The sequence below is a fragment of the Bradyrhizobium sp. CB3481 genome (genome assembly GCF_029714305.1).
Lineage (GTDB): Bacteria > Pseudomonadota > Alphaproteobacteria > Rhizobiales > Xanthobacteraceae > Bradyrhizobium.
The window spans coordinates 4829184-4852448 of sequence record NZ_CP121647.1 but is presented as its reverse complement, the minus strand read 5'-3'; the positions used below and the strand labels follow the sequence as shown (position 1 = coordinate 4852448).

Sequence of the window (23265 nt, the reverse complement as noted above, 5' to 3'; positions counted from 1 at the left end):
CATGCCTCTTTCTCGCGCGATGACTTTTGCGGCGGTGGCCGCGCTGGCGATGCTGTCGCTGGCGCCGCCGTCATTGGCCCAGCAGAATGCCAGCCCTGCAGCGCCGTCCGCGCCTGTGGCCCAGCAGGCGCCCGCGGTTTCGCAGCCTCCGGCCGCGCTGCCGCAGGCGGCATCGCCGGCGGCGCCTTCGGATGCGGCGGCGACACCGGTCGAACGCGAAGCGAAGGCTTTGAAGGCGGCTACCGCCGAACTCAAGGAATTGTCGCCCTGGACGATGTTCAAGTCGGCCGACGTGGTGGTCAAGGCGGTGATGATCGGCCTTGCCTTTGCGTCGCTGGTGACCTGGACCATCTTCATCGCCAAGATGATCGAGCTCACTGTGGTGCAGCGCAAGGTGCGCTCGGCACTTAATAAGATCGCCGACGCGCGCTCGCTGGCGGAAGCGCAATTCGCGCTGGGGGCCAAGGGCAGTGTGCTGGCGGCCTTCCTGGCGGCAGCCATGCGCGAGGCGCGACTGTCGGCGGGCATCTCCAGCGATGCCGGTATCAAGGAGCGCGCCGCCTCGAGCTTTGCGGAAATCGTCCGCGCCGAGGCCCGGCGTATCCGGCTCGGCATGGGCCTGCTGGCCACCATCGGCGCGACGTCGCCCTTCGTCGGCCTTTTCGGCACCGTCTGGGGCATCATGAACAGTTTTATCGGCATTTCGAAATCGCAGACCACGAACCTTGCCGTCGTCGCGCCCGGCATCGCCGAAGCGCTGCTCGCGACTGCGATCGGCCTTGTCGCTGCGATCCCCGCCGTCATCATCTACAATCACTTCTCGCGGGTGACCAAGGGCTACATGGAGCTGGTCAGCCGTGCCTCGGGCGCCGCGGGGCGGCTGTTGTCGCGCGATCTCGACCGCACCCATGTCAGCGGGCAACATGTCCGCGGAGCGGCGGAGTAGGCGATGGGCGCATCGATCGCAGAACATGATGATGACGACAGCGATTTCGCGGAATCGCATGAGATCAACGTCACGCCGTTCATCGACGTCATTCTGGTTCTCCTGATCATCTTCATGGTCGCGGCGCCGCTTTCGACCGTCGACCTGCCGATCGATTTGCCGACCTCGACTGCCACGCCGCAGAAGAAGCCGGACAAGCCGACCTATGTCAGCATCAAGCCGGATCTCTCGGTCGCGATCGGGGAGAACATGGTCAAGCGCGTCGATCTGGTGCGCTCGCTCGATGCGATGCCGGATGCCAGCAAGGAGCGCTACATCTTCCTGCGCGCAGATCGCGCCGTGCCTTACGGCGAATTGATGGACGTGCTCGAAATCCTGCGCGCCGGCGGCTATTCCAAGCTCAAGCTGGTGGCGCTCGAAGGCGTTCCCGAAGCAGCGGCGGCGCAAGCGGCGCCGGCAAAACCTTGACCGGGCTCGACGATCAGAAGCCCTCCAGGCGGCTATGGATTTCAGCCGCGGTGATCGCGCTCGCGCTCCATGTCGGCGGCGCCGCGCTTGCGATTTCGCATTTGCAGACCGAAGAAGCCGATGACGCCCTTGGCGCGACGGCGATCGAGATCGGGCTGGAAATGGCCGCCGTCCGCCGCGAGGTGACCGACCTGCCGCCGGGCCCGGACACCGATGCTTCCGCGGCTTCGCCCCAGCTCAATGAGCAGAAGGCGGAGGTGAAGGAAACCGACCTGCCGCAGGACAAGCCGAACGAGCCCGAAGAGGCCGACCGGGTGGTGACGGAGAACGAGACCAAGAAGCCGAAAGACGACGATCCGAAGGTTGCGGCGGTGCAGACCCAGGCTTCCACCGAGTCGGTTGCCGCCGAAGCCACCGCGACGCCGAGTTCGGAGGAAATGCCGGAAGGACAGCGCTCGGTCGCGCCGGTCATCGGCACCGGTGAAAGCGCACGACGGGCGCGCGCGACCTGGCAGAAGGAACTGGTCGCCCATCTCGACAAGCACAAGCGCTATCCGAAGGAGCGGCAGCAGAAGTCCGCCGAGATCCAGGTTCGCTTCACGCTCGACCGCATGGGCCATGTGCTCGCGACTGAAATCGAAAAGGGCTCGGGCGATGCGGCGTTCGACGAGGCGGCGCTGGCGATGGTGCGGCGCTCCGATCCAGTGCCGATGCCGCCGCCCGTCATCGCCGACGAAGGCCTGACCTTCACGCTGCCGGTGATCTTCCGCGTCAAAACCAAGAGCTAGTCTTACCGCGGCGCAAGCCCTCATGGTGAGGAGCGCGTCTTCGCGCGTCTCCGGACGATGCTTTCGCATCGCCGCACGAACCATGAGGCCACAGACGGGCCTTCATCCTTCGAGACGCGGCGAAGACGCCGCTCCTCAGGATGAGGGTTGTAGCGCTGTGACTGACGGCGTCGTTGATCGTTGCTCACGCCGCTTTCGCGCGCCGGGACATGTGTTCATCGAAGCAACTGCGTAACCGCCGCAGGCCTTCGGCAATCCGCGCCGTCTCGATCGATCCATATCCCAGCATGATGCCGGCCTGAGGCTTTCCCTCCAGCGGGAAGGATTGAATGGCCACGCCGAGGTCAAAGGCGCGCGATGCGATCGCATCGATGTCGCCGAGCGAGGCCGTCCGCGCGTAGGCGGCGACATGCAGCCCGGTGCTCGATGGAACAAGCTGGAGGTAATCGCCGAAGTTGCTTCTGATCCCCGCGGTCAGCATCTCATGCCGTTCGCTATAGATGCGGCTCACCTTGCGAATGTGGCGCGCAAACGCGCCCTCGTCGATGAACCGCGCCAGTGCGATCTGCGCGGTCGTCTCCGTATGCCAATCGGTGACAAATTTCGCCTTGTACGTCGCCTCTCGCAGCGATGGCGGCACCACCATGAAGGCCAGCCGGAGGGTGGGCAGCAATGTCTTTGAAAACGTGCCGACATACACAACCCGTCCGATCGTATCGAGCGTCTGAAGCGGCTCGAGCGGACGTCCGCCGAAGCGAAACTCGCTGTCATAGTCGTCCTCGACGACAACCGCGTTGCAGCGCTCGGCCCAGGCAAGCAGTGCACGTCGGCGCGACAGGCTCATGGCCATGCCGAGGGGAAATTGATGCGAGGGCGTCACGTAGACCATCCTGGCGTCAGCCGGCAGCGCCTCCACGACCAGACCCTCGCGGTCGACGGGCACACCGACCACGCGCGCGCCCAGCGCGTTGAACAATTTCTTTGGCGGCAGATAGCCCGGCTTCTCCACGGCAACGACGTCGCCCGGCTCGAGAAGCACGCGGGCGATGATGTCGAGTGCCTGTTGGGTGCCGTTCGTCACGATGATGTCGTCGGGCGATCCGGAAACGCTTCGTGAGATGCCGATGTGGCGGGCGACCGCCGCGCGCAGGTCCCGATTGCCGGCGGGATGCTCGTAGAGGCCCGCCGTCATTTCGCGCGAGCGCAGCGCATCGGCGACCACCCGCCGCCAGATTCGGTGTGGAAACAGCGAGGCGTCCGGAACTCCCACTCTGAAGTCGTAGCGCGCCGGGCAGCGAAAAGGCGGTAGCGAGATCTTCTCCCAAACGTCACGCACCCGAATGGCGCGGGATGTCGGGCGCTTTGCGTTCGATGCAGGAGATTTAGCCTCAAGCTGGTGGCTGACGAATGTCCCGGCGCCCGTACGCGAGGTTGCAAATCCTTCCGCGACGAGCGTTTCATATGCGATTGCGACCGTCGATCGCGCCACGGTCAGTGCGGCGGCCAGTTCCCGCGTGGCGGACAGCCGCTCTCCAGGCCGAAGGCGCCCGTCCAGAATGGCTTGCCGGATCTGCCGATATATCTCGCCACTAAGGTCATCCCGATCAACAAGACTGACATGAAGAGCCACAATCCCGAACCCGCTTTATTTCGGATTGGACTGGTAACCTTGCTCAAAGGCGAAGGTTCCATCTTACCGCTTGACGGCCTCGTGAATCGCATCGCGGGGTTGCCGTAAGCAAACGGAACGCGGTAGTGCGGACCCAACCGGCGACCAGCCTCCATCCGAACCCTGGCAGATGTCTCTAAGTTGGGTACCGTTCGATCCGTCCAAAAAAGATCCCCGAATTCGAGTTCTGCGCGGTGCGCGCGAAGCCAGTGGGAATTAGGACGACGGCGGCGGAGCAGGCGACGGCCGCGACCAATCGCCCGGACCCGCTGTCAGTTGGCGAAAGGCGGCTGCGGCGCGATCTTGTTCTGCGCGATGATGGCTTCGGCCCGCGCGAGATTTTCCAGCAGGCGCTGGCTGGTCAAGACAAGGAAGTAATAGCCGAACTGCGGATTTTGGAAGTAGATCTCGAGCAGCTTTTCGTAGCTGATAGTCAGGACGCGGCCATCCTCGATACATTCGATCGTCGCGGTCCGGCGGTTGTCGGGCGTGAGGAAACCAAGCTCGCCCATCAAACGCCCCGGCGGAAGTTCGACATTGATTTCGATGACCCGGAATTTGCCGGTAACAGTCAGCAGCATTTCGTTCGCTGCGTCACCTTTCTTCATCAAGATATCGCCCTTGCGATACTTGCGGTCGGTCATGAACGGTTTGAGCCACTCCATCGAAGTGTCACCCTGTGTTGCGGTGCGCGCCTTCTTCACGAGAGCAAGCATTTGACGGAGACGGTAGGCATTAATGGGAATCATCAGGAGATAAAGAAGAAAGGTCGCGACGGCTCCGGTGAGCGCACCGAAGATGGCGAAGAATGCGCAACCGATCATGTTCGCGACCCGCAGCGGCACCATCGTGTGCGTCAGCAATGTGGCGACAAAGAAGATCGCGCCGACCAGGGCGAACATATTGGCAAGCGTGATGTTGTGCAGAAAGATTTCCAGCAGGCGGTTGAAGATGGCGTCCCAGGTCACGTTGGTCGGATCGAGACCCATTTGGACCAGAATCTTCGCGAACCTGAGGTTGTCGGTTGCTGCATCGAGAATGCGGTCCAGCATGATGGACATATCTCCTTTTGGAGCCGGTGAGGCCAGCTTACCGGAAGTGGCTTTATCGCGGCGCAACAAACTTGGCCGCCCGCTTCCGAGATGGGTCACTTCTGACTTGGGCGCCGGCAGTTGCGACGTCAGTTTAACCCATGAAAACAGCCTATCGACTTCGGTAAACGCCGCTGGGTGGCCGCGCTTACCAACTATAGGTACCGACATTGCACAATCAAACGGCTCGCGCTGAGTAGGCCCCCATCCGCCTAAAGTCTTCGACCGGCTCAGCGCGCAAGTTCACAGAAGTACGTTTCGGACCAATTGAGTGAGCTGTCACTCTAATCGCCGTCATCGCCTACGTCGCTCGGAGCGCGCGCAGGGCAGCTCCGAGCAGTGCCCAGGTTCCGGCGTTGGCGTCGGGGTCTTCATGCTGACGCCACGCACTCTGGACGGCAGCGACCACCCGCGCGGCTGGATGGACATACACGTACTGGCCGAAGGAGCCGGCCGCCAGGAAAGCGCCGGCGTGGATGCCGGTCGGCCCGTGCGGCATGGCCCACCAATGGTAACCGTATCCCATGGGAGAGCCGGGCGTGAGCCGGCCGAAGCCGGTGGGCGCGCTGTCGGGCTGGCCAACGAGATCGTGCCAGCCTGATGGCAGCACCTGCGGGCCACTGAACGCCGCGCCGTCCTCCAGAGACAGCAGGCCGAAGCGGCCGAGATCGCGCAGGCATGCGCTGACGCCAAATCCGCCCGGCTCCTGGCCGGCGTCGGCATCGAGCATCCAGTACGCGTTGGCTTCCATGCCGGCAGGTCCCCAGATCTTCTCGGCACAGTAGTCGGCCAGCGTCCGGCCCGTGGCGGCCGCAACCACCGCGCCCAGCACGGAACTCTCGACGGTCGAATAGTTGAAGACGGTGCCTTGCGGCTGCTCGCGCGGCAGGCTGCATGCGAGATCGAGCATGCTGCCTGGCTGCCGGCTCGCCCAGGCCAGCTCCAGGCGCCCATTGTCCGCCCGTCCATCGCCTTCCTCGTCCCAGGCCACGCCCGAGCACATGCGCATGAGATTGCGAACCGTGACGCCCTCATAGGCCGAGCCGCGCAGCCGCGGCACATAGAGGTCGCCGCAATCGTCCAGGCTGCCGATCGCGCCATCGTGGAGCGCGGCGCCGACGAGCGTCGCGACGATCGATTTCGTGGTCGAATAGCCCTCCCGACGCCTGCCCGGACCGCTTTCCATGCCGTAGCGCTCCAGTGCGATCGCGCCGTCCTTCAGGATCAGGACTCCGGCCGTGCGGCAGCGGGTCATGCAGTCGCTGACGCTGAGGCTGCGGCCGCCCACCTCGACGGTCAGGTCCGCGAGCGAACAGGCGTGCGGCGGTAGCGGCCGCACCGTGTCGCTGCGCCGGATGACGCGATGCGGCCAGTTGCTGAACGTCGTCGTATTCGTCGGTGTATCCAAGGACATGGATTGCTCCTCCTGAGACGGCGTCAGATCGCCCGGTTTGGAGGGGCTTGCAATGCAAGTTAAGTTGGTTTGTACTGACTTTGTCGCGCTGGCGCGCTCGCGCCCTGACCGCCATTTCGGAAAATCACACTGTCAGGCGTTCGCGAATGTCTCCTTGGGGACGTTTCTCTCCGTTGGAGGCGGGTCAAAAGCTCTCGGACGGCCAGGTGTTGCTACCCTAGTGGATGGCTGCCGCGGCAGTTACGGCAATGAGAATGATGGTTACGAGCGCACCTGAAACATAGAGAACGGTTCTGATGCTGCCGCCTTTGGCGGCGTTGCCGCCGCGCAAATAGACCGCAATGTGGATCAGACGAATTGCGGTATAGATCCATACGAGCGTTGCAAGCGTGGCGGGTCTTACCCCCACCATCATAGCCAGTATAGCCGGGACGACAAAAGGCGTCAGCGCCTCCACCGCGTTCATGTGAACGCGATCGATCCGGTACAGCAGATTGCCGTCATCCGCTGGAAGGACAGGTCCGGAGAGTGCTCCGGCCCTGCCTTTGGACGATCCTGAATAGACCGCCAGCAAAATTGACAGGAAGCAAAGGGAAAGCACTCCCACAATGCTAAGCGAGTAGGCTGCCATACCGACCTCCGCAATTGCGATCACGTCGCATGGAATGCGCGAGTATTATGCCTCGCGGGCAATCCGCTCGGCGAACCGCTTCAGATAGAGTGGCCAACCCTGATCGCCCTCAACGCCTTCACGCACGCCTTCCCAACCTTGGCCATGACGTTCGAGGTGACGGTGTTCAAGCTCCAACCGAGTCCGGCTTGGCGTCTCGGCGATGAACCGAACCTCCCATTCACTCGTCTTGTCGGGATCGCTTTCGATTTGCCAACGCGGACTGATGTCCCAGCTCAGAAGCACGCGATTTGGCGGCTCAAAAGCCAACACACGCGCCCAGCGGCATTCGCTGCCATCGACACCCCGATCATAAACGTGACCCCCGACGCGGGGCTCGAACACGGTCTCTGCGATGGGAACGGAGAGCAGATTGTGCTCGCGCGGCTTGAAGCTGCCGAAGTCTTCGGTGAAGACCTTGAACGCACGCTCAATAGGCGCCTCAACCACGACGGATTGTTTGATGGGCGCGGCGGTTACACGTATGCTCATTGCTGGTCCTCCACTGATTTTTCGACGGCTACTTTGTAAGCTGCCAGGGTGCTGCTCCAGAACCGGTCAAGCCAGGCGCGCATCTGGCCGAGCCCCGCAGGATCGATGTGATAAATGTTGCTGGCCCCCTTTGGCTCGGCACGAACCAAACGAGATTCGCGCAGCACCTTCAGATGCTGGGAGACGGCTGACTGGGAGACCGTCAGTTCTCGGGTGAGTTCAACGACAGTGCGAGGCCGCGCGCCCACAAGTTCGAATATTCGTCTGCGAGTCGAATCGCCCAGAGCGGCCAGTTGCGCGTTGTCTTTAGCCATGGCTGGCCGAGGTCCGAATCCGGGAGTGCCAACGGGACCTTTCAATTCGGTCATGACATTGGGTCCCCAGTACATAATTAGTCATAGCTAATGATTAGCGTACACTGATGGTTCTGTCAAACGTGTTCAGATGTGGGGGAAACTTCAGCTACGCGCCATTACTGGTGATGATTTCTAACTTCGCCAGCCGCACGCGGCTGCTGCGACGACAGCAAGGGTTGCCTTGGCGCCGTCAGCCTCACCCTTCTCAAAATCGCCCTCCATTTGCGCCATCGAATTTGTGACATGCGCGAAACAGACGATGGAATGGCCGCTCGTCGCGCTGAAGGCATAGAGAGCGGCTGCTTCCATCTCGACTGCAAGCGTTCCCAGATCGTGCGCCCGCGCGATGGCCGCTTCCGTCTCGCGATACGGAGCGTCCGTCGTCCAGGTCGAGCCGCGATGCAGTTTCTCGGGCAGCGATTGGCTCGCCCGCTCGATGCGGTCCAGGAGCGACGTGTCGGGCGCTTCGGCGAAAGTCGAGCCCGGCTGGTAGTGATAACTCGTCCCCTCGTCGCGTAGCGCTCGGTCAATCAGGACGAAGTACGGCGTCGGCCCGACTGGGATGATTTGTCCGGCGGACGTGACGCTGATGAGAAGTCGGCAGCCGGATGCGAAGAGCTGCTCTGCCACGAGGACGGCGAACGGCGCACCAACCGCGCAACCGACGATGCCGATCTCGCCGATGCCGCCGAGATCGAAGGCAAGAAGCTCGGTGTGATAGCAGGCCCAACCTTCATGGATACGGCCAGCACCGGTCCGCTTGAGGTGGCGGACAACGTCACCGTCCGGATCGAGCACGCAGATTTCGGGCACGTTGAGGAGTGGCAACTGCCTCTGCCGGCGCGCCTCCCTCAACAGGGATTCAGGCCGAAACACCGAGGGCGCCTTGTGATCCTTGACGGCGACAATCGGCCACGCGGGTTCCGCGCGATGAGGCTTATCATCCATGATGCACCTGATCGACCTGTCTCAAGCCACGGACTCGACCGGCAGGCCGGCGGCTTTCCATTCGGGGTAACCGTCCTCAAGACGGCGAACGCGATAGCCGCGCGCCCTCAGGGCTGACACGGCTTCGAACGAAAGAACGCAATAGGGCCCGCGACAATAAGCAATCACTTCGCGACCTTTCGGCAACTCGCCGAAACGTCCTTCCAGTTCGGCCAGAGGAATGTTGAGCGCCCCCGGGAGGTGGCCCAGCGCGAACTCATCCTCGGGCCGCACATCAAGCAACGTGACCAGACCGTCCCGTAAACGCGCGACCAGGTCGTCACGCGAGACGGGCTCAAGCGCATCACGGGCCCGAAAGTAATCGGTCACAACCCGGCCGATCTCGGCGACATTCCGTTCACCGACGCGCCCCAATGCTTTGATCAGCGTGACCACTTCGGCATCGCCGGCGAGGCGATAGAGAATATGTTTGCCGCGACGCTCGGTCTCGACGAGACGCGCGCGCCTCAGGATCTGTAGGTGCCGCGACGTATTGGCGAACGTCAGATGTGCCCGAGCCGACAGCGCCTCGACGGTGCGTATCCCCTGCGCAAGATGCTCAAGGAGTTCAAGCCGGTGAGCATGGCCAAGCGCCTGCGCCACCTGGGCAAGATTCTCATAGATCGCCTGTTTGGGTCCCGAGCTTGACACGGCGCTCCTTCAATATATCATTCAGCAGATCGATTGAATGTATCTAGCGTTTCTCACGAGGGAGTGCAAGTCCATGATTCTCCGCCAGTTCTTGCATAGCGATCCAGTCGGTATCTCCTACCTGTTCGGCTGCGGCGGCAAAGCCGCCGGGGCGGTCGTTGATCCCATCGGCGATATTCAGCCCTACCTGCAGGCCGCCGACAATGCCGGCATGCGGATACATTTCGTCATCGACACCCATGTCCATGCCGATCACCTGTCGGCCGGCCGGGTGCTCGCAGCCGCAGCGGGAGCTGAGTACGTGCTCTCGGCCGACGCCATCGTATCCTTTCCCTACAAAGGCGTGCGCGACGGCGATGTACTCCCGCTCGGCAACGTCTCCGCCACTGTGCTGCACACGCCCGGTCACACGCCCGAGCACATCTGCATCCTTGTGACAGACCGAACCCGCGCCAACGAGCCATGGTTCGTCTTCACGGGGCACACCCTCATGGTCGGCGATCTCGGCCGCACCGAACTCGCGGCGAGCGCGGAGGAGGGCGCGAGACAATTGTTCAAGAGCGTGCGAAGGCTGAAAGAACTCCCTGACTACGTCGAGGTGCTGCCGGGCGCCTATGCGGGCTCGGTCTGCGGTCGCCGCCTGAGCGGCAAGCCATCGTCCGCAATCGGCTTCGAGAAGCGGCACAATCAGGCGTTCACGATCGAGGACGAAGCCGAGTTTGTCCAGTTCATGGTCGCCGAGATTCCGCCGGCACCGCCGGAAGCCGCGAAGATCAGGGCGGCAAATTCAGGCGCGGCGGCGGTTGCGGCCTGATCTCATGACCGAGGCTGCAACCGCTCCGCAGACCGCCTCGTCTGTCCGACTGGGGCTGAAAGAGAACTGGCCGCAGTTCGCCTTGCTCGTCCTGATCAACGCCTTCGTCGGCGGGATGGTCGGAATCGAGCGGACGGTCGTGCCGCTGATCGGGTCAGAGGAGTTCAAGATCAGTTCGACGACGCTCGTAGTTTCCTTCATCGTCAGCTTCGGCGTCGTGAAAGCGTGCGCTAACTTGATCTCCGGCCAGCTCGCGGACGCTTGGGGACGCAAACGTGTTCTGATCCTCGGCTGGCTCGTCGGCCTGCCGGTGCCGTTCATGATCATGTGGGCGCCGAGCTGGGAATGGGTCATCGCAGCAAACGCCCTTCTCGGCATCAACCAGGGTTTGGCCTGGTCCATGACGGTGATCATGAAAATCGATCTCGTCGGGCCGAAATCGCGAGGACTTGCCGTCGGTCTGAATGAATTCGCAGGCTATCTTGCGGTGGGTGTGACCGCTTTTCTCACCGGGTATCTGGCCTCGAGATACGGCCTGCGGCCGGCGCCGATCTATCTTGGTGTTGCCTATGCGATTCTCGGCACCGCGCTGTCGATTCTGCTGGTGCACGATACCCGGGAGCACGTCCGTCTGGAAACAGCGGCCCACAAGCAACAATCCGCCCCGATCAGTTTCCGCGAGATATTCCTTCTCACCTCGTTCAGGGATCGCAACCTGTTTGCCGCGTCGCAGGCCGGGCTGGTCAACAATCTCAATGACGGAATGAGCTGGGGAATCTTTCCCCTGTTCTTCGCGTCGTTCGGCCTCCACGTCGATCGGATCGGCATATTGAAGGCCGTCTATCCGGCGACCTGGGGCATCCTGCAGATCGCTACGGGCCCTCTTTCCGATCGCTGGGGACGCAAAGGGCTGATCGTTGCCGGCATGTGGGTGCAGGCCGTGGGCTTGTTTCTGACCGCAACGACAAGTCATTTTGAATGGTGGCTTGTCGGCAGCCTGCTGCTCGGGCTTGGCACGGCCATGGTGTATCCCAGCCTGATCGCCGCCGTCTCCGACGCCTCACATCCGAGCTGGCGCGCACGATCGCTCAGTGTCTACCGCTTCTGGCGCGATCTCGGTTACGCGATCGGGGCGCTATCGGCTGGCATCATCGCCGACCTGTTCGGCATGGCCTGGGCGATCGGAGCGATCGGCGCGCTCACTTTCCTCTCGGGAGCGATAGTATTCGTCGCCATGGAGGGCAGGGCAGGAGCACGACAATGAGCGAGATCTTTGCAGGACGCTGCCTCTGCGGGGCGGTGCGATTCGAGGCGCGAGGCCGACCGAAAGGAGTCTTCTGGTGTCACTGCGATAGCTGTCGCAGACATTCTGGCGCTCCGGTCAGCGTGTTCGTCGGGTTTGAGAACGACGCTGTCACGGTCACCGAGGGCACCATCACCACGTTCAAATCATCGCCGGGAACGACGCGAGGCTTCTGCTCCCGCTGCGGCTCGACGCTGACCTGCGCTACAGTGCATTTTCCGACGGAGACGCACTACCACGTCGGCGCTTTCGACCGGGCCGCGGAGCTGCAACCGGGCAAGCACTTTTTCGCCAACGAGCAACTGCCCTGGCTGCGGCTCAACCACACGCAGCAGGACAAGTGACGGCGACGATGCGGCAGATATATCTCGATTACAACGCGAGCACACCGATTGACCCGGCCGTGGCTGAGGCGATGCAACCATTCCTGGACGACGCGTTCGGCAACCCCTCCAGCGGCCATTGGGCCAGCGCGCCGGCGAAGGTAGGGTTGGAACGGGCGCGCAGCCAGGTCGCCGCGCTCCTCGGTGCCTCACCTGACGAGATCGTATTCACCAGTGGAGGCAGCGAAGCAAACAATCTGGCGATCAAGGGCACGTTCTTTGCGCCGAACCGCCGTGGGGCGCACATCATCACCTCAGCCATTGAACATCCTGCGGTTCTCAAGCCGTGCGGATTTCTCGAACGGATCGGCGGTGCGGTCACGTACCTTCCGGTAGACAGGACAGGCTGCGTCGATCCGGAGGACGTCCGCCGCGCGATTGCTCCGCAAACGGTCCTGATCAGCATCATGCACGCCAACAACGAAGTCGGTACCATACAGCCGATCGCTGAAATCGGCGCGATCGCTCGTCAGTACGGGATCCGTTTTCATACCGATGCAGCCCAATCCGTCGGAAAAATTCCGACCAAGGTGAACGAGCTCGGTGTCGATATGCTAACGATCGCCGGTCATAAGCTCTACGCTCCAAAGGGCGTCGGCGCGCTGTATGTCAGGCGAGGCCTCGAACTTGAGCCATTGATCCACGGCGCCGGCCATGAATCGGGCCGACGCGCCGGGACCGAGAGCGCCCTGCTGGCAGTTGGGCTTGGGACGGCCTGTGCACTGTCGGCTGACCTTGCGCCAATGACGCACGTACAGGCCCTGCGCGATCGCCTGTGGAAGGCGCTGCAAGAGAGGTTCAACGAAGGCGTCGCGCTCAACGGCCATGCCATGCATCGTTTGCCGAACACTCTTAACGTGTCATTCGTGGGCAGGATCGGCGCGGACATTTTGGGCCAGTTGCGCAATGTGGCGGCATCGACGGGTTCGGCGTGCCATTCGGGGCAGATCGAGCTCTCGCCCGTTCTCGCGGCGATGCGTGTGCCGGAACGGATTGGAATGGGAGCGATCCGCTTCAGCCTGGGAAGACACACCACGGCTGACGAAATCGACGCCGTCGTGGCGCGTCTGGCCAAGATAGCGTTGTCCTGATTGCGACCAGCCGCCAGTCAGGCAGATCGTTTCGTCGCCAACAGAAGGGCAGGCTCGTTCGCGCCATCTCCTGCAACATGGACCTCCATGCCCGCTCGTTCGAGCACTGTCCGTACGTCGGCCAGTCTTGGAAAGCGGTAGATTTCTGCCGGAAAAGACGCGATGGCCTTCAAGTCGGAGTTCGTGCGGAACAACAATGCAAGACGGCCACCCGGCTTCAGCACGCGCCCGATCTCGCGCAGCGACATTTCGACGTCCTTCCAAAAATAAAGCACGTGGACGCATAGCGCCTTGTCGAACATGTCATCGGGGAAAGGCAACGATTCCACACCCGAAAGAACGACATCAATGCGACCGGCTTCGATGAGCGTTCGGTTTCGTTTGGCCGCGATCTCTACCATCAGCTCGGAGGGGTCTATGCCAACACTCCGCCCCCGAGGGGCCCGCGCAGCTATTTCCATCAGACTGCGCCCATGACCGCATCCAACGTCGAGGACCTGGTCGGCCTGTCCTATGCCGAGCGCTTCCATGGCGCGCATGTTCTCGCTCCAGGTTTCCCGAGCCATGATGAACGCAATCAGCCGGCCCAAGATGCCGCGCGCGTTACGAGCATGGTCTGAAATGAATTGAGGACGACGCATTCTTGCTCCTGTGGCGCCCAAACCCGCAACAGGGTGCTGCAACTCGTCAGAATCTGCTCGCCGAAAGTGAAACGTGGCTGGCCATTTTCGAAAACATCAACACATATCAAAGAGTTGAAAGGCGTAGCGATGCCAATGAGAATTGGACTGGCCGGGAACACACGAATTGGCACTTCTACCAAGCCCTGATTTTCTTACGATCGGCCGTAGCTCGCTCTGAAAAGGAGATGAATATGGCCAGTCAGCTTTCGCGGACAGCGCCTCCGGCCAGGCATGCAAACGTCCAGCCGATTCACGCCACGCCGGAGCTTCCTTCCGCCGTCCCGCTGATGGCGCTTTCGACCGGTTTCTGGGCCTTCAAGACTCTGGCCGCCGCGCACGAGCTGGATCTTTTCAGCCGCCTTGCAGGCGGCGCCAGCGTCACGGTTGCTGAGCTCGCGGAAACGCTTCATCTGCATCCACGGCCGGCCGACATGCTGTTGACCGGCTGTGCTGCACTCGGGCTTCTGGAGAAAACGGACGGTCGTTATCGCAATACGCCGTTAAGCGAAGCCTATCTCGTGCGCGGCAAACCGTATTATTTCGGCGGCTTCGTGCAAATGGCCGACAAGCGGCTCTACGCGGGCTGGGGAAAGCTTGCGGAGGCGCTGCGCACGAACCGGCCAACCACGTGGGATCCGGCCGCGCAATCTTCGATGTTCGACGGCGAGGATCCGACGATGCTGGCACTCTTCTGGGAGGCGATGCATTCGCTTTCCACGATGACCGCGCGCAAGCTCGGCGAAGCGGTGGATTTCCGGCGCTTCCACCGCCTCCTCGACATCGGCGGCGGATCGGGCGCCTACGACATCGAGCTTTGTAAACAGTATGGGGCGCTGCGTGCGACCGTGTTTGACCTGCCGCATGTGGCCGCGATCGCCGCGGGAAAGATTGCCGAGGCCGGCTTGACCAATCGGATCGAGACCGCGGGCGGCAATTTCTTCGAGCAGCTTCCCGGGGGGCACGACGTGCATCTATTGTCGATGATCCTGCATGATTGGGACGAGCCGAAGAACCGCACCCTGCTGCGCCGGTCCTTCGAGGCTTTGCCGAGCGGCGGCGCCGTCGTGATCAGCGAGCTCCTCGTCAATGACGAAAAGACCGGGCCGGCGCCGGCCGCGCTGATGAGCCTCAACATGCTGATCGAGACCGAAGGACGCAACTACACACCGGCCGAATACTCGGCATGGCTCGAGGAAGCCGGCTTCCGGCACATCGAGACGGTCTGGTTCGACGCACCCGCCGCGAACGGCGCCGTGATCGGCCGCAAACCGTAGGGCGTAACAGGATCGAAGCCACGGAGGCAAATCATGCCGCGGATTTCAGCTCGTCTTGCACCCGTGACCGCGTCGGTTATCGCGCTTGCAGCGTTCGCGGCTATGGCTGACGATTCACAGATCGCGCGCGGCAAATATCTCGTGACGATCGGCGGCTGCAACGACTGCCACACGCCGGGATACTTCTTGGGGAAGCCCGACATGTCACGCTTTCTCGGCGGCTCGGACGTGGGGTTCGAGATTCCAGGTCAAGGTGTCTTTGTTGGCTCAAACATCACACCCGACAAAAAGACCGGCATCGGTAGCTGGACCCCGGAGCAGATCGTGAAGGCGATACAGGCCGGCGAACGGCCGGACGGCCGCATCTTGGCGCCGATCATGCCGTGGCACGCCTTTGCGACACTCACACGGGACGACGCCATGGCGATCACGGCTTTTCTGCAAAGTTTGAACCCGGTCAGCAACCAGACCCCCGGTCCGTTCAAACCCGGGGAAAAGGTTTCGACCTTCATGTTCCGGATTTCGCCACCGGGCGAAACCGCGGCGGCTGCGGCCAAGTAGTCTGGGACCGGTCTAAAGCGCGATGAGATTTGGATGAATCGTCATCGCGCTTTAGGTCTTTGTTTGAGCATGATCTTTTCGGAAAACCGCTTCACACTTTTCCGGATCATGCTCTAGGCGCGGAGATCGTCACGATCTCGCCGCGCTCGATGTTGGCGGGCCGCGACGCCGGAGCATCTCGTACCCTGGATGGCGGCTACTCGGCCTTGACGCTGCGTTCTTCGATCACTTTGCGCCACGATGGGATTTCTGCGGCGATCAGGGCCTGAAGTTCCGCGGGAGTACTGGCCTTGGCTTCGACGCCGTAACTGAGAAAGCGGTCCCGCAATGGCGGCATCGCCAGCACCGTGTTGAGCGCCGCATTGAGTTTGCCGATGATATCGGGCGGCGTGCCGGCGGGGGCGAGGATGCCGAACCAGGTTTCGACCGAATAACCCTTGAGGACATTGCCAATCGGCGCCGCGCCTGGCGCAATCGGCGAGGGACCAGGTGACGAAACCCCGAGCAGCTTGGCTTTGCCGGAGCGAATGTGCTCGTTCAACGTGTCGGATGTTGTCGTGAGCAGGATATCTACCTCGCCGGCAAGGATCGCGAGCGTCGTCGGCGCCTGACCGCGGTATGGTACGTGGACCATCTGCAGGCCGGCCTGATTGAGAAACCGCTCGGTGCTCAAATGTCCGAGCGAGCCGGGCCCGGCGGACGCATATAGCAACGGCTTGCTTTGGGCCTTGGCGTAGGCGACGAGCCCGGCGATGTCGTTTACCGGCACCTTTTCGCTTGCCACCAGGACCAGCGGCGCTGTGGACACGAGAGATACCGGCGCAAAGCTCTTCAGCGGATCGAAGTCGACGCCCTTCTGCAGCAACGGGGCGATCGAAATCGGACCATTGTTCGCGAACAGCAGTGTGTAACCATCGGGATCCGACCGGGCCGCCTCGTTGGAACCGGTCGTGCCGGCCGCGCCGCCGCGGTTGTCGATAATGATCGGCTGGCCGAGGATTTTCGCCATCGGCTCCTGCAGCGCGCGCGCCATGATGTCGGTCGACCCGCCGGCGGGATATGGCACGATCAGCCGGATCGAACGTGAAGGATAATTATCAGCTGCAGCCGTCGCGGAAACCAGTGCGACCCCGAATATCAAAGACAGAACTCGCAGTACGTTCACGTCGATTCTCCCTTGCTGTGCTTTTTTAATTGTCTTGTAGATACCCAAGCTCGCGGACGCGGCATCAAGTCATGACGCCGGTCCTGCCTTCCCGAATGCGCCGCCGGCGGCTGCCTGCCCGACCTCACTTGCAGACATGCCGAGCACACGCGCCAGAATCTCATCCCGGTGCTCGCCGACAGAGGGGATGTGCCGCCCGATTGCGATCTGGGCGCCCGACATCCGCCACGGCGCATTGACGCCCCTGAATTCGCCTGCGGCGTCGGCGACCGGCGCGAATACGCCGCGGCTGGCCAGATTCGGATCATCCAGCGTCTGTGCAGGATCGCGAAAGCGGGCGCTTGGGATACCTGCGCGATCGAGAGCGGCCATGCACTCGTCCACCGTATGCTTGCTCGTCCACTTCTCGACAACCTGCATCAGCGCGCTCCAATTCGCGCCGCGCGCCTCAACCGAGGTAAAGCGAGGATCGGACACAAGCTCCGGCAGGCCGGTCAAGTCACGAAGCGCCGCAAAGTTGCGCGCCGAGACCGGAGCGATCAGGACGTCGCCATCTCGTGCACGCACCGGGCCATAGGTCGGCCGTGCCACCGGCGCAGAGAACTGCGCCTCCTGCAGTTCATACACCAGCAGGTTCAGCATGCAGTCCATCAGCACGACATCGACGTGCTGCCCCATCCCCGTGCGCGCCCGTTGCACTATTGCCGTCTGGATCGCCGAGAAGCCGAAGACGCCGCCGAGAATATCGGCGACGAACACCGCTCCTCCGGCCGGCCGGTCGCGATCGCCGGCGTATCGCATCAGCGCGCGGTCGAAGCCGCTCTCGGCATGAACGATCATCGCGTAGGCGGGGCGCTGGGATTGCGGGCCTGTCTGGCCGTAACCGGATATCGAACAATAGATCAGGCGCGGATTGATTTGGCGGAGCGCCTCATATCCAAGGCCGAGGCGCTCCATCACGCCGGGTCGAAAGTTCTCGACCAGAACGTCCGTGCTTTCGACCATGCGATGCAAGAGCTTGATCGCTTCGGGCGACTTGAGGTCGAGCGCAATGCTTTGCTTTCCTGCGTTGAGCTGCCCGAAATAAGCGCTTTGGCCTTCGCGAAGCGGCGCCCGCAGGCGCATTTCTTCGCCTTCGGGAGGCTCGATCTTGATCACTTCGGCGCCGACGTCGGCCAACAGGCGCGCGCAGTAGGGACCGGCCAGCATGATGGAGAAGTCCAGCACGCGGACGCCGTCGAGCGGTGATGGTCGACCTTGCATCATCGGTTTCCTATCGAGGTAAGCCAAGCGCACGCTGGGCGATCAGGGTGCGCTGAATTTCATTAGTTCCGATGCTGATCACCCACATCAGGGAGTGACGCAGGTTCTGCTCGAACCGGCCGTTCTGGATGGCGCCCGGCATCTGCTCCGACAGTGCGCCGCGCATGCCCAGCATGTCGAGCGCGCCTTCGCCAAAGCGCTCCATCAACTCACCGGAGAAGACCTTGCTGATCGCGCCATATTCCGGCGGCGTAACACCGTCTGCCCCAAGTTCTGCGCAATGCATCATCAATTGCCGGCCAATCTCGATCTCGCAGGCAAATGTCGCCATACGGTCGCGAACGATCGGATCGTCACGCAAGTCGGGCCGGGTCATGAGATGCAGGCGCAACTGCTCAAAGGCATGCGCGACTTTCAACACGATGCCGCCGCCGACCAGTCCGCGCTCGAAGGCGAGGGCGCCGGTGAGAACCTTCCATCCCTCGTTTTCGCGACCGACGATGTTCTCCAGCGGCACGCGAACATTGTCGTAGAAGATGTTGGCGAACGATCCGTCGTACATCGTGGTTGCCGGCTGGATCGTGATTCCCGGGGCGTTCATCGGCACGATGAACATGCTGATGCCGGCATGGGGTGGCGTCGCGTTCTTGTCGGTTCGTGCCGCCAGAAACATGTACTTTCCCCACCAGGTCGTGGTCCAGATCTTCTGACCATTGATGACCCAGTGGTCGCCGTCGCGGGTCGCGCTGGTCCGCAGCGCCGCAAGATCCGATCCGGCCTGCGGTTCGCTATAGCCCATGCCATGCATGGCCTCACCGCGCAGGATCTCCGGCAGGTATTTCGTCTGTTGCTCTGATGTGCCGAACATTATCAGGGCGTTGGCCTGAATCGACGCGCCGATACGCGGCGCTTCGCCTTGCTCCATCGTCTCCATGAAAGCGATCTGCTCCAGCGGCGATCGGGCCTGGCCACAGTGTTGTTGCGGCCAACCGAGGCCAATCCATCCGGTAGCACCCACTTCGAGCGCAAATTCGGCATCGAACTCACGCTTTGCGAATGGCTTTGCATCAAAACCGGCCTTCCTGTCTCCCGTCCAGTTTTGCGCAAGCCAGGACCTGACCTGGGCGCGCAGTTCGTTGCCGGCCGGCCCGAGATCATATTGCGGCAACCCCGTGCTGCCACCGTCGAACAAACCGGCGGCGAGGCTTTTCCTGGCATAGGCGGCACCCCCAAGCGCGATCGTGTCCAGATGGACACGCTTGAAGTGACCGGGCGCTTCGTGCTCCTCGGCATAGCCGACAGCACCAAACGTATGCTGCGTTTCCAGCGAAGCGCGGCGCAAGGCCGGGCCGGCGAACGCCATCGCGCAATGCGCGAAATAACGCCACTCGTGGTCGCCCTGGGTCTGTAGCTTGGCCACGTGCTGCAGAATGAGACGCACGCCTTCCAGATCGATGAAACAATTGGCGAGCTTGTGCTGGATCGCCTGAAATCTTCCGATGGGTTGCCCGAACTGGTGTCGCTCCTTGGCGTAAGCCACCGCGAGCTCGAATGCACGACGCGCAGCACCATGCGCTCGTGCCAACAAGGCCGTTCTTGCGATCGACCGGAGATCGCTCAGGCTGATGCCGTTGAAGGAAATAACTCTCGCCGGAACTGCGTTCAGCGCGAGTTCCCAATTGCCCCACGCTCCCATCGCGCGCACAGGCATACGGCGGGCTCCCGGAGCGTCCAGGTCGATGAGAGCGAGCTGCGCCTCGCTAGCCGGGACGAGCAGATGGGTAGCGATTCCGGCCGCCTCGACGAAGCGAAGCGATCCCGTCGCCTTCTCGTTCTGCAGGTTGATCGAGCCGATGCCGGAATCAGCATCGAACGCACCGAAGGAGAACGCGATACGCATCGTTCCCGTGCCGATAGCTTCGAGAATATGGCTTGCATCGGACGATGCATCGGAGAGCACGAGATTGGCGAGTACGGCCGACCACAGGGGAGCGGGACAGGCCGCGCGACCAAGCTCTTCCATCGCCACCAGGATCTCGCGAAGACCTCCTTCGTTTGGACTAGCACCAAGGGCCGTGACCCCTTGCCCGACCAGCCCGGTCCATATCGCAGCGATCGCTTCGGAAGATTCTGTGCCCGGGCCCTGGGCACGCCAATGCTTGTCGAGAAACCCGCGCAGGGAATCGCGAAACATGGCCGCGTCATCGCTTTCGACCCCGGCGACATCCATGGGGCACACTACGCCTGGCCGAATCTCGGCTTCCGTTTCTCCTTGAATGACATCGTTGCCTCTTTGTGATCGGCCGTCTCAAACGTCACCTGCTCGAGCGCCATTGACGCTTCGAGCAGCATGTTCACGCGATCCTTCACGATCTGATTGATCGATAGTTTGGTCCAGCGGATCGCCCAGGTCGGACCGTTCGCGAGCTCGATGGCGATTTCCCGCGCCTTTCTCATGACCTCCGAACGCGGCACCACATGATTGACCAGCCCGATGCGCTCGGCTTCTCCGCCCTTGAGCAGCGTCCCGCGGATGAGGAATTCCTTGGCCTTGTTGATGCCGACGAGCAAGGGCCAGATCACGGTGCCGCCATCTCCGGCAACCAGCCCGACCCGCGAGACATGCGTGTCGCCGATGCGCGCGTCCTCGGCCATGACTGTTATGTCGCAGAGCAACGCGTGGGTTGCCGCCAGGCCAATCGCGTCGCCGTTGATGGCCGCGATGATGGGCTTGTCGAGCTCCAGCTGCCGGGTGACGCCACGCCGGCTAATCATGGGATCGTGGACCTCGCCTTCCTCCAGAACGTCGCCGCCCGGGCGCTCCGACATCGCCTTGACGTCTCCCCCGACGCTGAAGAAGTCGCCTGAGCCCGTCAGCACGACGACGTTGACGGCATGATCATCTGCGAGGTCGTCCCATATGGTCCGCAGCTCGCGGATCAGCTTTTGATTGATGGCGTTCCGCGCCTGTGGCCGGTTCAGCGTGACCGTCGCGACCTTGTCGGCCACTTCTACTTGCAGACATTCATACTTCGCATAACCCGACACGCCAACCTCCCTTGCTTTCGTTGTTCGACATGGACCGGACGCCTCTTACGGGCGCATACCCGGCCGGATTTCCGCCAGCGCGACATGAAGCGACATGGCGCCCGGATCCTGTTCCAGCATCTTCTGCACGGCTTCCAGATGCGCGCGCATCAACCGGCCCGCCAGCGACGCGTCTTTCCCGGCTATTGCCGACACGAGCTGGCGCCGTCTTTCCGCCAGCCGGCTCATCGCGACCCCGCTTGAAGCGACCTTCGCATAGACAAAGCGCATGTGAATTTCGGTGACGGAATCCATGATCATCGCGATGACCTTGTTTCGCGTCGAATTGCCAAGCAGCTTGTAGAACTCTCGCGAACATTCGACGCGGTCCAGCAATCTGCCTTCCTTCGTAGCCAGCTCGGTCCGCTGAATATTGGTTTCGAGCGCATCGAGGTCGGACTGGCGCGCGTTGGCGCATGCGAGCCCGACGACCAGATCAAGTACGTAAACGCGTGCCTCAGACAGCTCCCGGATCGAAATCGTTCCGAGGCTCAACATGTCGCGCATGACATCGTTCATGCGGCTGGTGTCGCCTTCCTGGATGAAAGCGCCACCTTTGACGCCCTTCAGCAATCGCAGCACACCCGCCATCTCAAGGCTGCGCAGCGCCTCTCTCAGGACATTGCGGCTTACGCCAAGCTGCTGGGCGAGATCGCGCTCCGGAGGCAGCTTGTCGCCGGGCTTGAGCACGCCCAGAGCAAGCTGCTCGCGAATGCGCTCGCAAATCTCCTCGAACGCCCGCCTGGTATGTATCGGCCGAAATTTGGGAACGGGTGCCGCGGTGGCTGCGGCCCGTTGGTCGCCGGGACGCTCTCGTCTCTTGGCGGAGGCGCCTGGATGCCGGGCGCCGGGGCGGGGGCTTGACTTGGTGCTCATGGGATGAATTATTAAATGGATCACCCATTCAATGGAAGTCCTTTTTGGCTGTCCGGCGGAGAAATATTCGAGGGTCCCATGAGCTTTTCCGAAGAGCAGCTCGCGTTCCGCGACAGCGTCCGCAAGATGGCCGCCAAGCACGTGGCGCCGATCGCCGCGGAAATTGACGAAACCGATCGCTTTCCAACCGAGCTCGTGGAGCTGTTTGGTGAAATGGGATTGATGCAGCTTTGGGTGCCGGAGCGCTATGGCGGTCCGAATGGCAACCTCACCATGGCCTGCATCGCCCGCGAGGAAATCTCGAAGATTTCGCCCGCTTGCGCATCGATCGCGGCGCTCAACACGATGTTCATCATGCCGCTTCTTCATTTTGGCTCGGAGGAGCAGCGGCAGAAATACCTGCCGATCATCGCCAAGGGCGGCGTCGTCACCGCGATCGCAATTTCCGAGCCGCAGGCCGGCTCCGACGTCGCCGCGATCAATACCCGCGCCCGCAGGGACGGCGAGTGCTATGTTCTCAACGGCCGCAAGCAGTGGTGCAGCTACGGCGTTGTTGCCGACTACATCGTCGTGATGGCGCGGACGAGCGATGGTGAAGGGGCAGACGGCATCAGTGCTTTCATCGTGGAGCCGAAGAAGATGGCGGGTGTTTCGTTCGGACGCCACGAGCGCAAGATGGGCTTTCGCGGTGCCCCCAATACGCCGATCTTCTTCGACAACGTCCGCATTCCGGCCGAAAACCTCATCGGAGAGGAGGGCAAGGGATTTCGCGCCTCCATGCGTGCGCTCGATCTCAATCGTCCGACGATCGGGGCACAATCGGTTGGACTAGCGCAGGGCGCGCTCGACGCCTGTATCGCCTATGCGAAGGAACGAAAGCAGTTCAAGAAAGCAATTTCCGAGTTCCAGGGCGTCCAGTTCATGCTTGCGGACATGGCCATGCAGATCGAAGCGGCGCGCGCATTGGTCTACGAATGTGCCCGCGCGGGCGATGCCGCCGACTGGAAGCGCCTGAACGTCCTGGCCAGCATGGCCAAGTGCATCGGCAGCGACATGGCTATGAAGGTTACGACCGATGCCGTTCAGATATTCGGAGGCTACGGCTATACCATGGACTATCCCGTCGAACGCATGATGCGCGATGCCAAGCTGACCCAGATCTTCGAAGGTACCAACCAGATACAGCGATTGGTGATCGCCCGGGAACTGTTGCGCTAGTCTAGACGGGAATGC

General features: G+C 62.2%; 24 protein-coding genes. 10 read left to right on the top strand and 14 right to left on the bottom strand.

Features of this window, described 5'->3' with window-relative positions; all coding sequences use genetic code 11:
• The first annotated feature begins 1 nt into the window (after nucleotide 1).
• From exbB to QA643_RS23720, 3 genes are read left to right on the top strand one after another with little or no spacing between them, the layout of a single operon-like run.
• Nucleotides 2-946 carry a tonB-system energizer ExbB gene (gene exbB / locus QA643_RS23730; RefSeq protein WP_283028309.1) on the top strand — a complete coding sequence of 315 codons (945 nt, stop codon included), beginning with the start codon at nucleotides 2-4 and terminating at the stop codon, nucleotides 944-946.
• A 3-nt stretch (nucleotides 947-949) separates the two neighbouring features.
• Complete coding sequence (gene exbD / locus QA643_RS23725) at nucleotides 950-1414, top strand: TonB system transport protein ExbD (RefSeq protein ID WP_283028308.1); 465 nt, start codon at nucleotides 950-952, stop codon at nucleotides 1412-1414.
• Nucleotides 1411-2202 carry an energy transducer TonB gene (locus QA643_RS23720; protein WP_283028307.1) on the top strand — a complete coding sequence of 264 codons (792 nt, stop codon included), beginning with the start codon at nucleotides 1411-1413 and terminating at the stop codon, nucleotides 2200-2202. Before exbD ends, QA643_RS23720 begins: the two co-directional genes overlap by 4 nt.
• A 184-nt stretch (nucleotides 2203-2386) precedes the next feature.
• Here the strand turns inward: QA643_RS23720 and QA643_RS23715 are convergent, their stop codons facing one another.
• From QA643_RS23715 to QA643_RS23680, 8 genes are all read right to left on the bottom strand, one after another.
• Nucleotides 2387-3472, bottom strand: a complete 1086-nt coding sequence (locus tag QA643_RS23715) for a PLP-dependent aminotransferase family protein (protein ID WP_283028306.1) — start codon at nucleotides 3470-3472, stop codon at nucleotides 2387-2389.
• Between the two features lie 671 nt (nucleotides 3473-4143).
• A complete protein-coding gene (locus tag QA643_RS23710) occupies nucleotides 4144-4932 on the bottom strand; it encodes a cyclic nucleotide-binding domain-containing protein (protein WP_349253292.1) in 789 nt (262 codons plus the stop codon).
• Nucleotides 4933-5263: 331 nt separating this feature from the next.
• Nucleotides 5264-6376: a serine hydrolase domain-containing protein gene (locus tag QA643_RS23705; RefSeq protein WP_283028304.1), complete on the bottom strand. Its 1113-nt coding sequence runs from the start codon at nucleotides 6374-6376 to the stop codon at nucleotides 5264-5266.
• Nucleotides 6377-6593: 217 nt separating this feature from the next.
• Nucleotides 6594-7007, bottom strand: a complete 414-nt coding sequence (locus QA643_RS23700; RefSeq protein ID WP_283028303.1) for an MAPEG family protein — start codon at nucleotides 7005-7007, stop codon at nucleotides 6594-6596.
• 45 nt (nucleotides 7008-7052) lie between these two features.
• Nucleotides 7053-7538 carry an SRPBCC family protein gene (locus QA643_RS23695; protein ID WP_283028302.1) on the bottom strand — a complete coding sequence of 162 codons (486 nt, stop codon included), beginning with the start codon at nucleotides 7536-7538 and terminating at the stop codon, nucleotides 7053-7055.
• Nucleotides 7535-7852, bottom strand: coding sequence for a metalloregulator ArsR/SmtB family transcription factor (locus QA643_RS23690; protein WP_283034904.1), 318 nt, complete (start codon nucleotides 7850-7852; stop codon nucleotides 7535-7537). Before QA643_RS23690 ends, QA643_RS23695 begins: the two co-directional genes overlap by 4 nt.
• Nucleotides 7853-8026: 174 nt before the next feature.
• A complete protein-coding gene (locus QA643_RS23685) occupies nucleotides 8027-8842 on the bottom strand; it encodes a nucleoside phosphorylase (protein WP_283028301.1) in 816 nt (271 codons plus the stop codon).
• 21 nt (nucleotides 8843-8863) lie between these two features.
• A complete protein-coding gene (locus QA643_RS23680) occupies nucleotides 8864-9532 on the bottom strand; it encodes a metalloregulator ArsR/SmtB family transcription factor (protein WP_283028300.1) in 669 nt (222 codons plus the stop codon).
• A gap of 73 nt (nucleotides 9533-9605) precedes the next feature.
• Here QA643_RS23680 and QA643_RS23675 point away from each other — a divergent pair, with 73 nt between their 5' ends.
• Genes QA643_RS23675 through QA643_RS23660 form a run of 4 tightly spaced genes read left to right on the top strand, consistent with a single transcriptional unit; the run spans nucleotide 9606 to nucleotide 13123 of the window.
• Complete coding sequence (locus QA643_RS23675; RefSeq protein ID WP_283028299.1) at nucleotides 9606-10346, top strand: MBL fold metallo-hydrolase; 741 nt, start codon at nucleotides 9606-9608, stop codon at nucleotides 10344-10346.
• Between the two features lie 4 nt (nucleotides 10347-10350).
• Entirely contained in the window at nucleotides 10351-11610 is a 1260-nt protein-coding gene (locus QA643_RS23670; RefSeq protein WP_283028298.1) for an MFS transporter, read from the top strand.
• A complete protein-coding gene (locus QA643_RS23665; RefSeq protein ID WP_283028297.1) occupies nucleotides 11607-11993 on the top strand; it encodes a GFA family protein in 387 nt (128 codons plus the stop codon). Before QA643_RS23670 ends, QA643_RS23665 begins: the two co-directional genes overlap by 4 nt.
• Nucleotides 11990-13123 carry a cysteine desulfurase family protein gene (locus tag QA643_RS23660; RefSeq protein ID WP_283028296.1) on the top strand — a complete coding sequence of 378 codons (1134 nt, stop codon included), beginning with the start codon at nucleotides 11990-11992 and terminating at the stop codon, nucleotides 13121-13123. The genes QA643_RS23665 and QA643_RS23660 overlap by 4 nt, the downstream gene beginning before the upstream one ends.
• 17 nt (nucleotides 13124-13140) lie before the next feature.
• Here QA643_RS23660 and QA643_RS23655 read toward each other — a convergent pair whose 3' ends face one another.
• The gene (locus tag QA643_RS23655) at nucleotides 13141-13764 is read right to left on the bottom strand and encodes a class I SAM-dependent methyltransferase (protein ID WP_283028295.1); all 624 of its coding nucleotides are present in this window, start codon (nucleotides 13762-13764) and stop codon (nucleotides 13141-13143) included.
• Between the two features lie 2 nt (nucleotides 13765-13766).
• On the opposite strand from QA643_RS23655, the gene QA643_RS23650 reads away from it, so the two are divergent.
• Together QA643_RS23650 and QA643_RS23645 are read left to right on the top strand one after the other, a co-directional pair.
• A complete protein-coding gene (locus QA643_RS23650; protein WP_283028294.1) occupies nucleotides 13767-15080 on the top strand; it encodes a methyltransferase in 1314 nt (437 codons plus the stop codon).
• A 102-nt stretch (nucleotides 15081-15182) separates the two neighbouring features.
• Nucleotides 15183-15641 carry a c-type cytochrome gene (locus QA643_RS23645; protein WP_283034903.1) on the top strand — a complete coding sequence of 153 codons (459 nt, stop codon included), beginning with the start codon at nucleotides 15183-15185 and terminating at the stop codon, nucleotides 15639-15641.
• A gap of 196 nt (nucleotides 15642-15837) precedes the next feature.
• Here the strand turns inward: QA643_RS23645 and QA643_RS23640 are convergent, their stop codons facing one another.
• Genes QA643_RS23640 through QA643_RS23620 form a run of 5 tightly spaced genes read right to left on the bottom strand, consistent with a single transcriptional unit; the run spans nucleotide 15838 to nucleotide 22032 of the window.
• The gene (locus QA643_RS23640) at nucleotides 15838-16854 is read right to left on the bottom strand and encodes a tripartite tricarboxylate transporter substrate binding protein (RefSeq protein WP_283028293.1); all 1017 of its coding nucleotides are present in this window, start codon (nucleotides 16852-16854) and stop codon (nucleotides 15838-15840) included.
• A 21-nt stretch (nucleotides 16855-16875) separates the two neighbouring features.
• The gene (locus QA643_RS23635) at nucleotides 16876-18069 is read right to left on the bottom strand and encodes a CoA transferase (RefSeq protein ID WP_283028292.1); all 1194 of its coding nucleotides are present in this window, start codon (nucleotides 18067-18069) and stop codon (nucleotides 16876-16878) included.
• 10 nt (nucleotides 18070-18079) lie between these two features.
• Nucleotides 18080-20263, bottom strand: coding sequence for an acyl-CoA dehydrogenase (locus tag QA643_RS23630; protein WP_283028291.1), 2184 nt, complete (start codon nucleotides 20261-20263; stop codon nucleotides 18080-18082).
• 44 nt (nucleotides 20264-20307) lie between these two features.
• The gene (locus QA643_RS23625; RefSeq protein ID WP_283028290.1) at nucleotides 20308-21117 is read right to left on the bottom strand and encodes an enoyl-CoA hydratase-related protein; all 810 of its coding nucleotides are present in this window, start codon (nucleotides 21115-21117) and stop codon (nucleotides 20308-20310) included.
• 45 nt (nucleotides 21118-21162) lie between these two features.
• On the bottom strand, nucleotides 21163-22032 hold the full coding sequence (locus QA643_RS23620) for a GntR family transcriptional regulator (protein WP_283028289.1): 870 nt from the start codon (nucleotides 22030-22032) through the stop codon (nucleotides 21163-21165).
• 78 nt (nucleotides 22033-22110) lie between these two features.
• Here QA643_RS23620 and QA643_RS23615 point away from each other — a divergent pair, with 78 nt between their 5' ends.
• Complete coding sequence (locus QA643_RS23615) at nucleotides 22111-23250, top strand: acyl-CoA dehydrogenase family protein (RefSeq protein ID WP_283028288.1); 1140 nt, start codon at nucleotides 22111-22113, stop codon at nucleotides 23248-23250.
• Nucleotides 23251-23265 lie beyond the last annotated feature (15 nt).

Excerpts from the sequence above, each read along its gene's own strand:
- exbB (WP_283028309.1), top strand. The coding sequence starts at position 2 with ATGCCTCTTTCTCGCGCGATGACTTTTGCGGCGGTGGCCGCGCTGGCG.
- exbD (WP_283028308.1), top strand. The coding sequence starts at position 950 with ATGGGCGCATCGATCGCAGAACATGATGATGACGACAGCGATTTCGCG.
- QA643_RS23710 (WP_349253292.1), bottom strand. The coding sequence starts at position 4,932 with ATGTCCATCATGCTGGACCGCATTCTCGATGCAGCAACCGACAACCTC.
- QA643_RS23705 (WP_283028304.1), bottom strand. The coding sequence starts at position 6,376 with ATGTCCTTGGATACACCGACGAATACGACGACGTTCAGCAACTGGCCG.
- QA643_RS23700 (WP_283028303.1), bottom strand. The coding sequence starts at position 7,007 with ATGGCAGCCTACTCGCTTAGCATTGTGGGAGTGCTTTCCCTTTGCTTC.
- QA643_RS23695 (WP_283028302.1), bottom strand. The coding sequence starts at position 7,538 with ATGAGCATACGTGTAACCGCCGCGCCCATCAAACAATCCGTCGTGGTT.
- QA643_RS23690 (WP_283034904.1), bottom strand. The coding sequence starts at position 7,852 with ATGGCTAAAGACAACGCGCAACTGGCCGCTCTGGGCGATTCGACTCGC.
- QA643_RS23685 (WP_283028301.1), bottom strand. The coding sequence starts at position 8,842 with ATGGATGATAAGCCTCATCGCGCGGAACCCGCGTGGCCGATTGTCGCC.
- QA643_RS23675 (WP_283028299.1), top strand. The coding sequence starts at position 9,606 with ATGATTCTCCGCCAGTTCTTGCATAGCGATCCAGTCGGTATCTCCTAC.
- QA643_RS23670 (WP_283028298.1), top strand. The coding sequence starts at position 10,351 with ATGACCGAGGCTGCAACCGCTCCGCAGACCGCCTCGTCTGTCCGACTG.
- QA643_RS23665 (WP_283028297.1), top strand. The coding sequence starts at position 11,607 with ATGAGCGAGATCTTTGCAGGACGCTGCCTCTGCGGGGCGGTGCGATTC.
- QA643_RS23655 (WP_283028295.1), bottom strand. The coding sequence starts at position 13,764 with ATGCGTCGTCCTCAATTCATTTCAGACCATGCTCGTAACGCGCGCGGC.
- QA643_RS23645 (WP_283034903.1), top strand. The coding sequence starts at position 15,183 with ATGGCTGACGATTCACAGATCGCGCGCGGCAAATATCTCGTGACGATC.
- QA643_RS23635 (WP_283028292.1), bottom strand. The coding sequence starts at position 18,069 with ATGCAAGGTCGACCATCACCGCTCGACGGCGTCCGCGTGCTGGACTTC.
- QA643_RS23630 (WP_283028291.1), bottom strand. The coding sequence starts at position 20,263 with ATGTTTCGCGATTCCCTGCGCGGGTTTCTCGACAAGCATTGGCGTGCC.
- QA643_RS23620 (WP_283028289.1), bottom strand. The coding sequence starts at position 22,032 with ATGAGCACCAAGTCAAGCCCCCGCCCCGGCGCCCGGCATCCAGGCGCC.
- QA643_RS23615 (WP_283028288.1), top strand. The coding sequence starts at position 22,111 with ATGAGCTTTTCCGAAGAGCAGCTCGCGTTCCGCGACAGCGTCCGCAAG.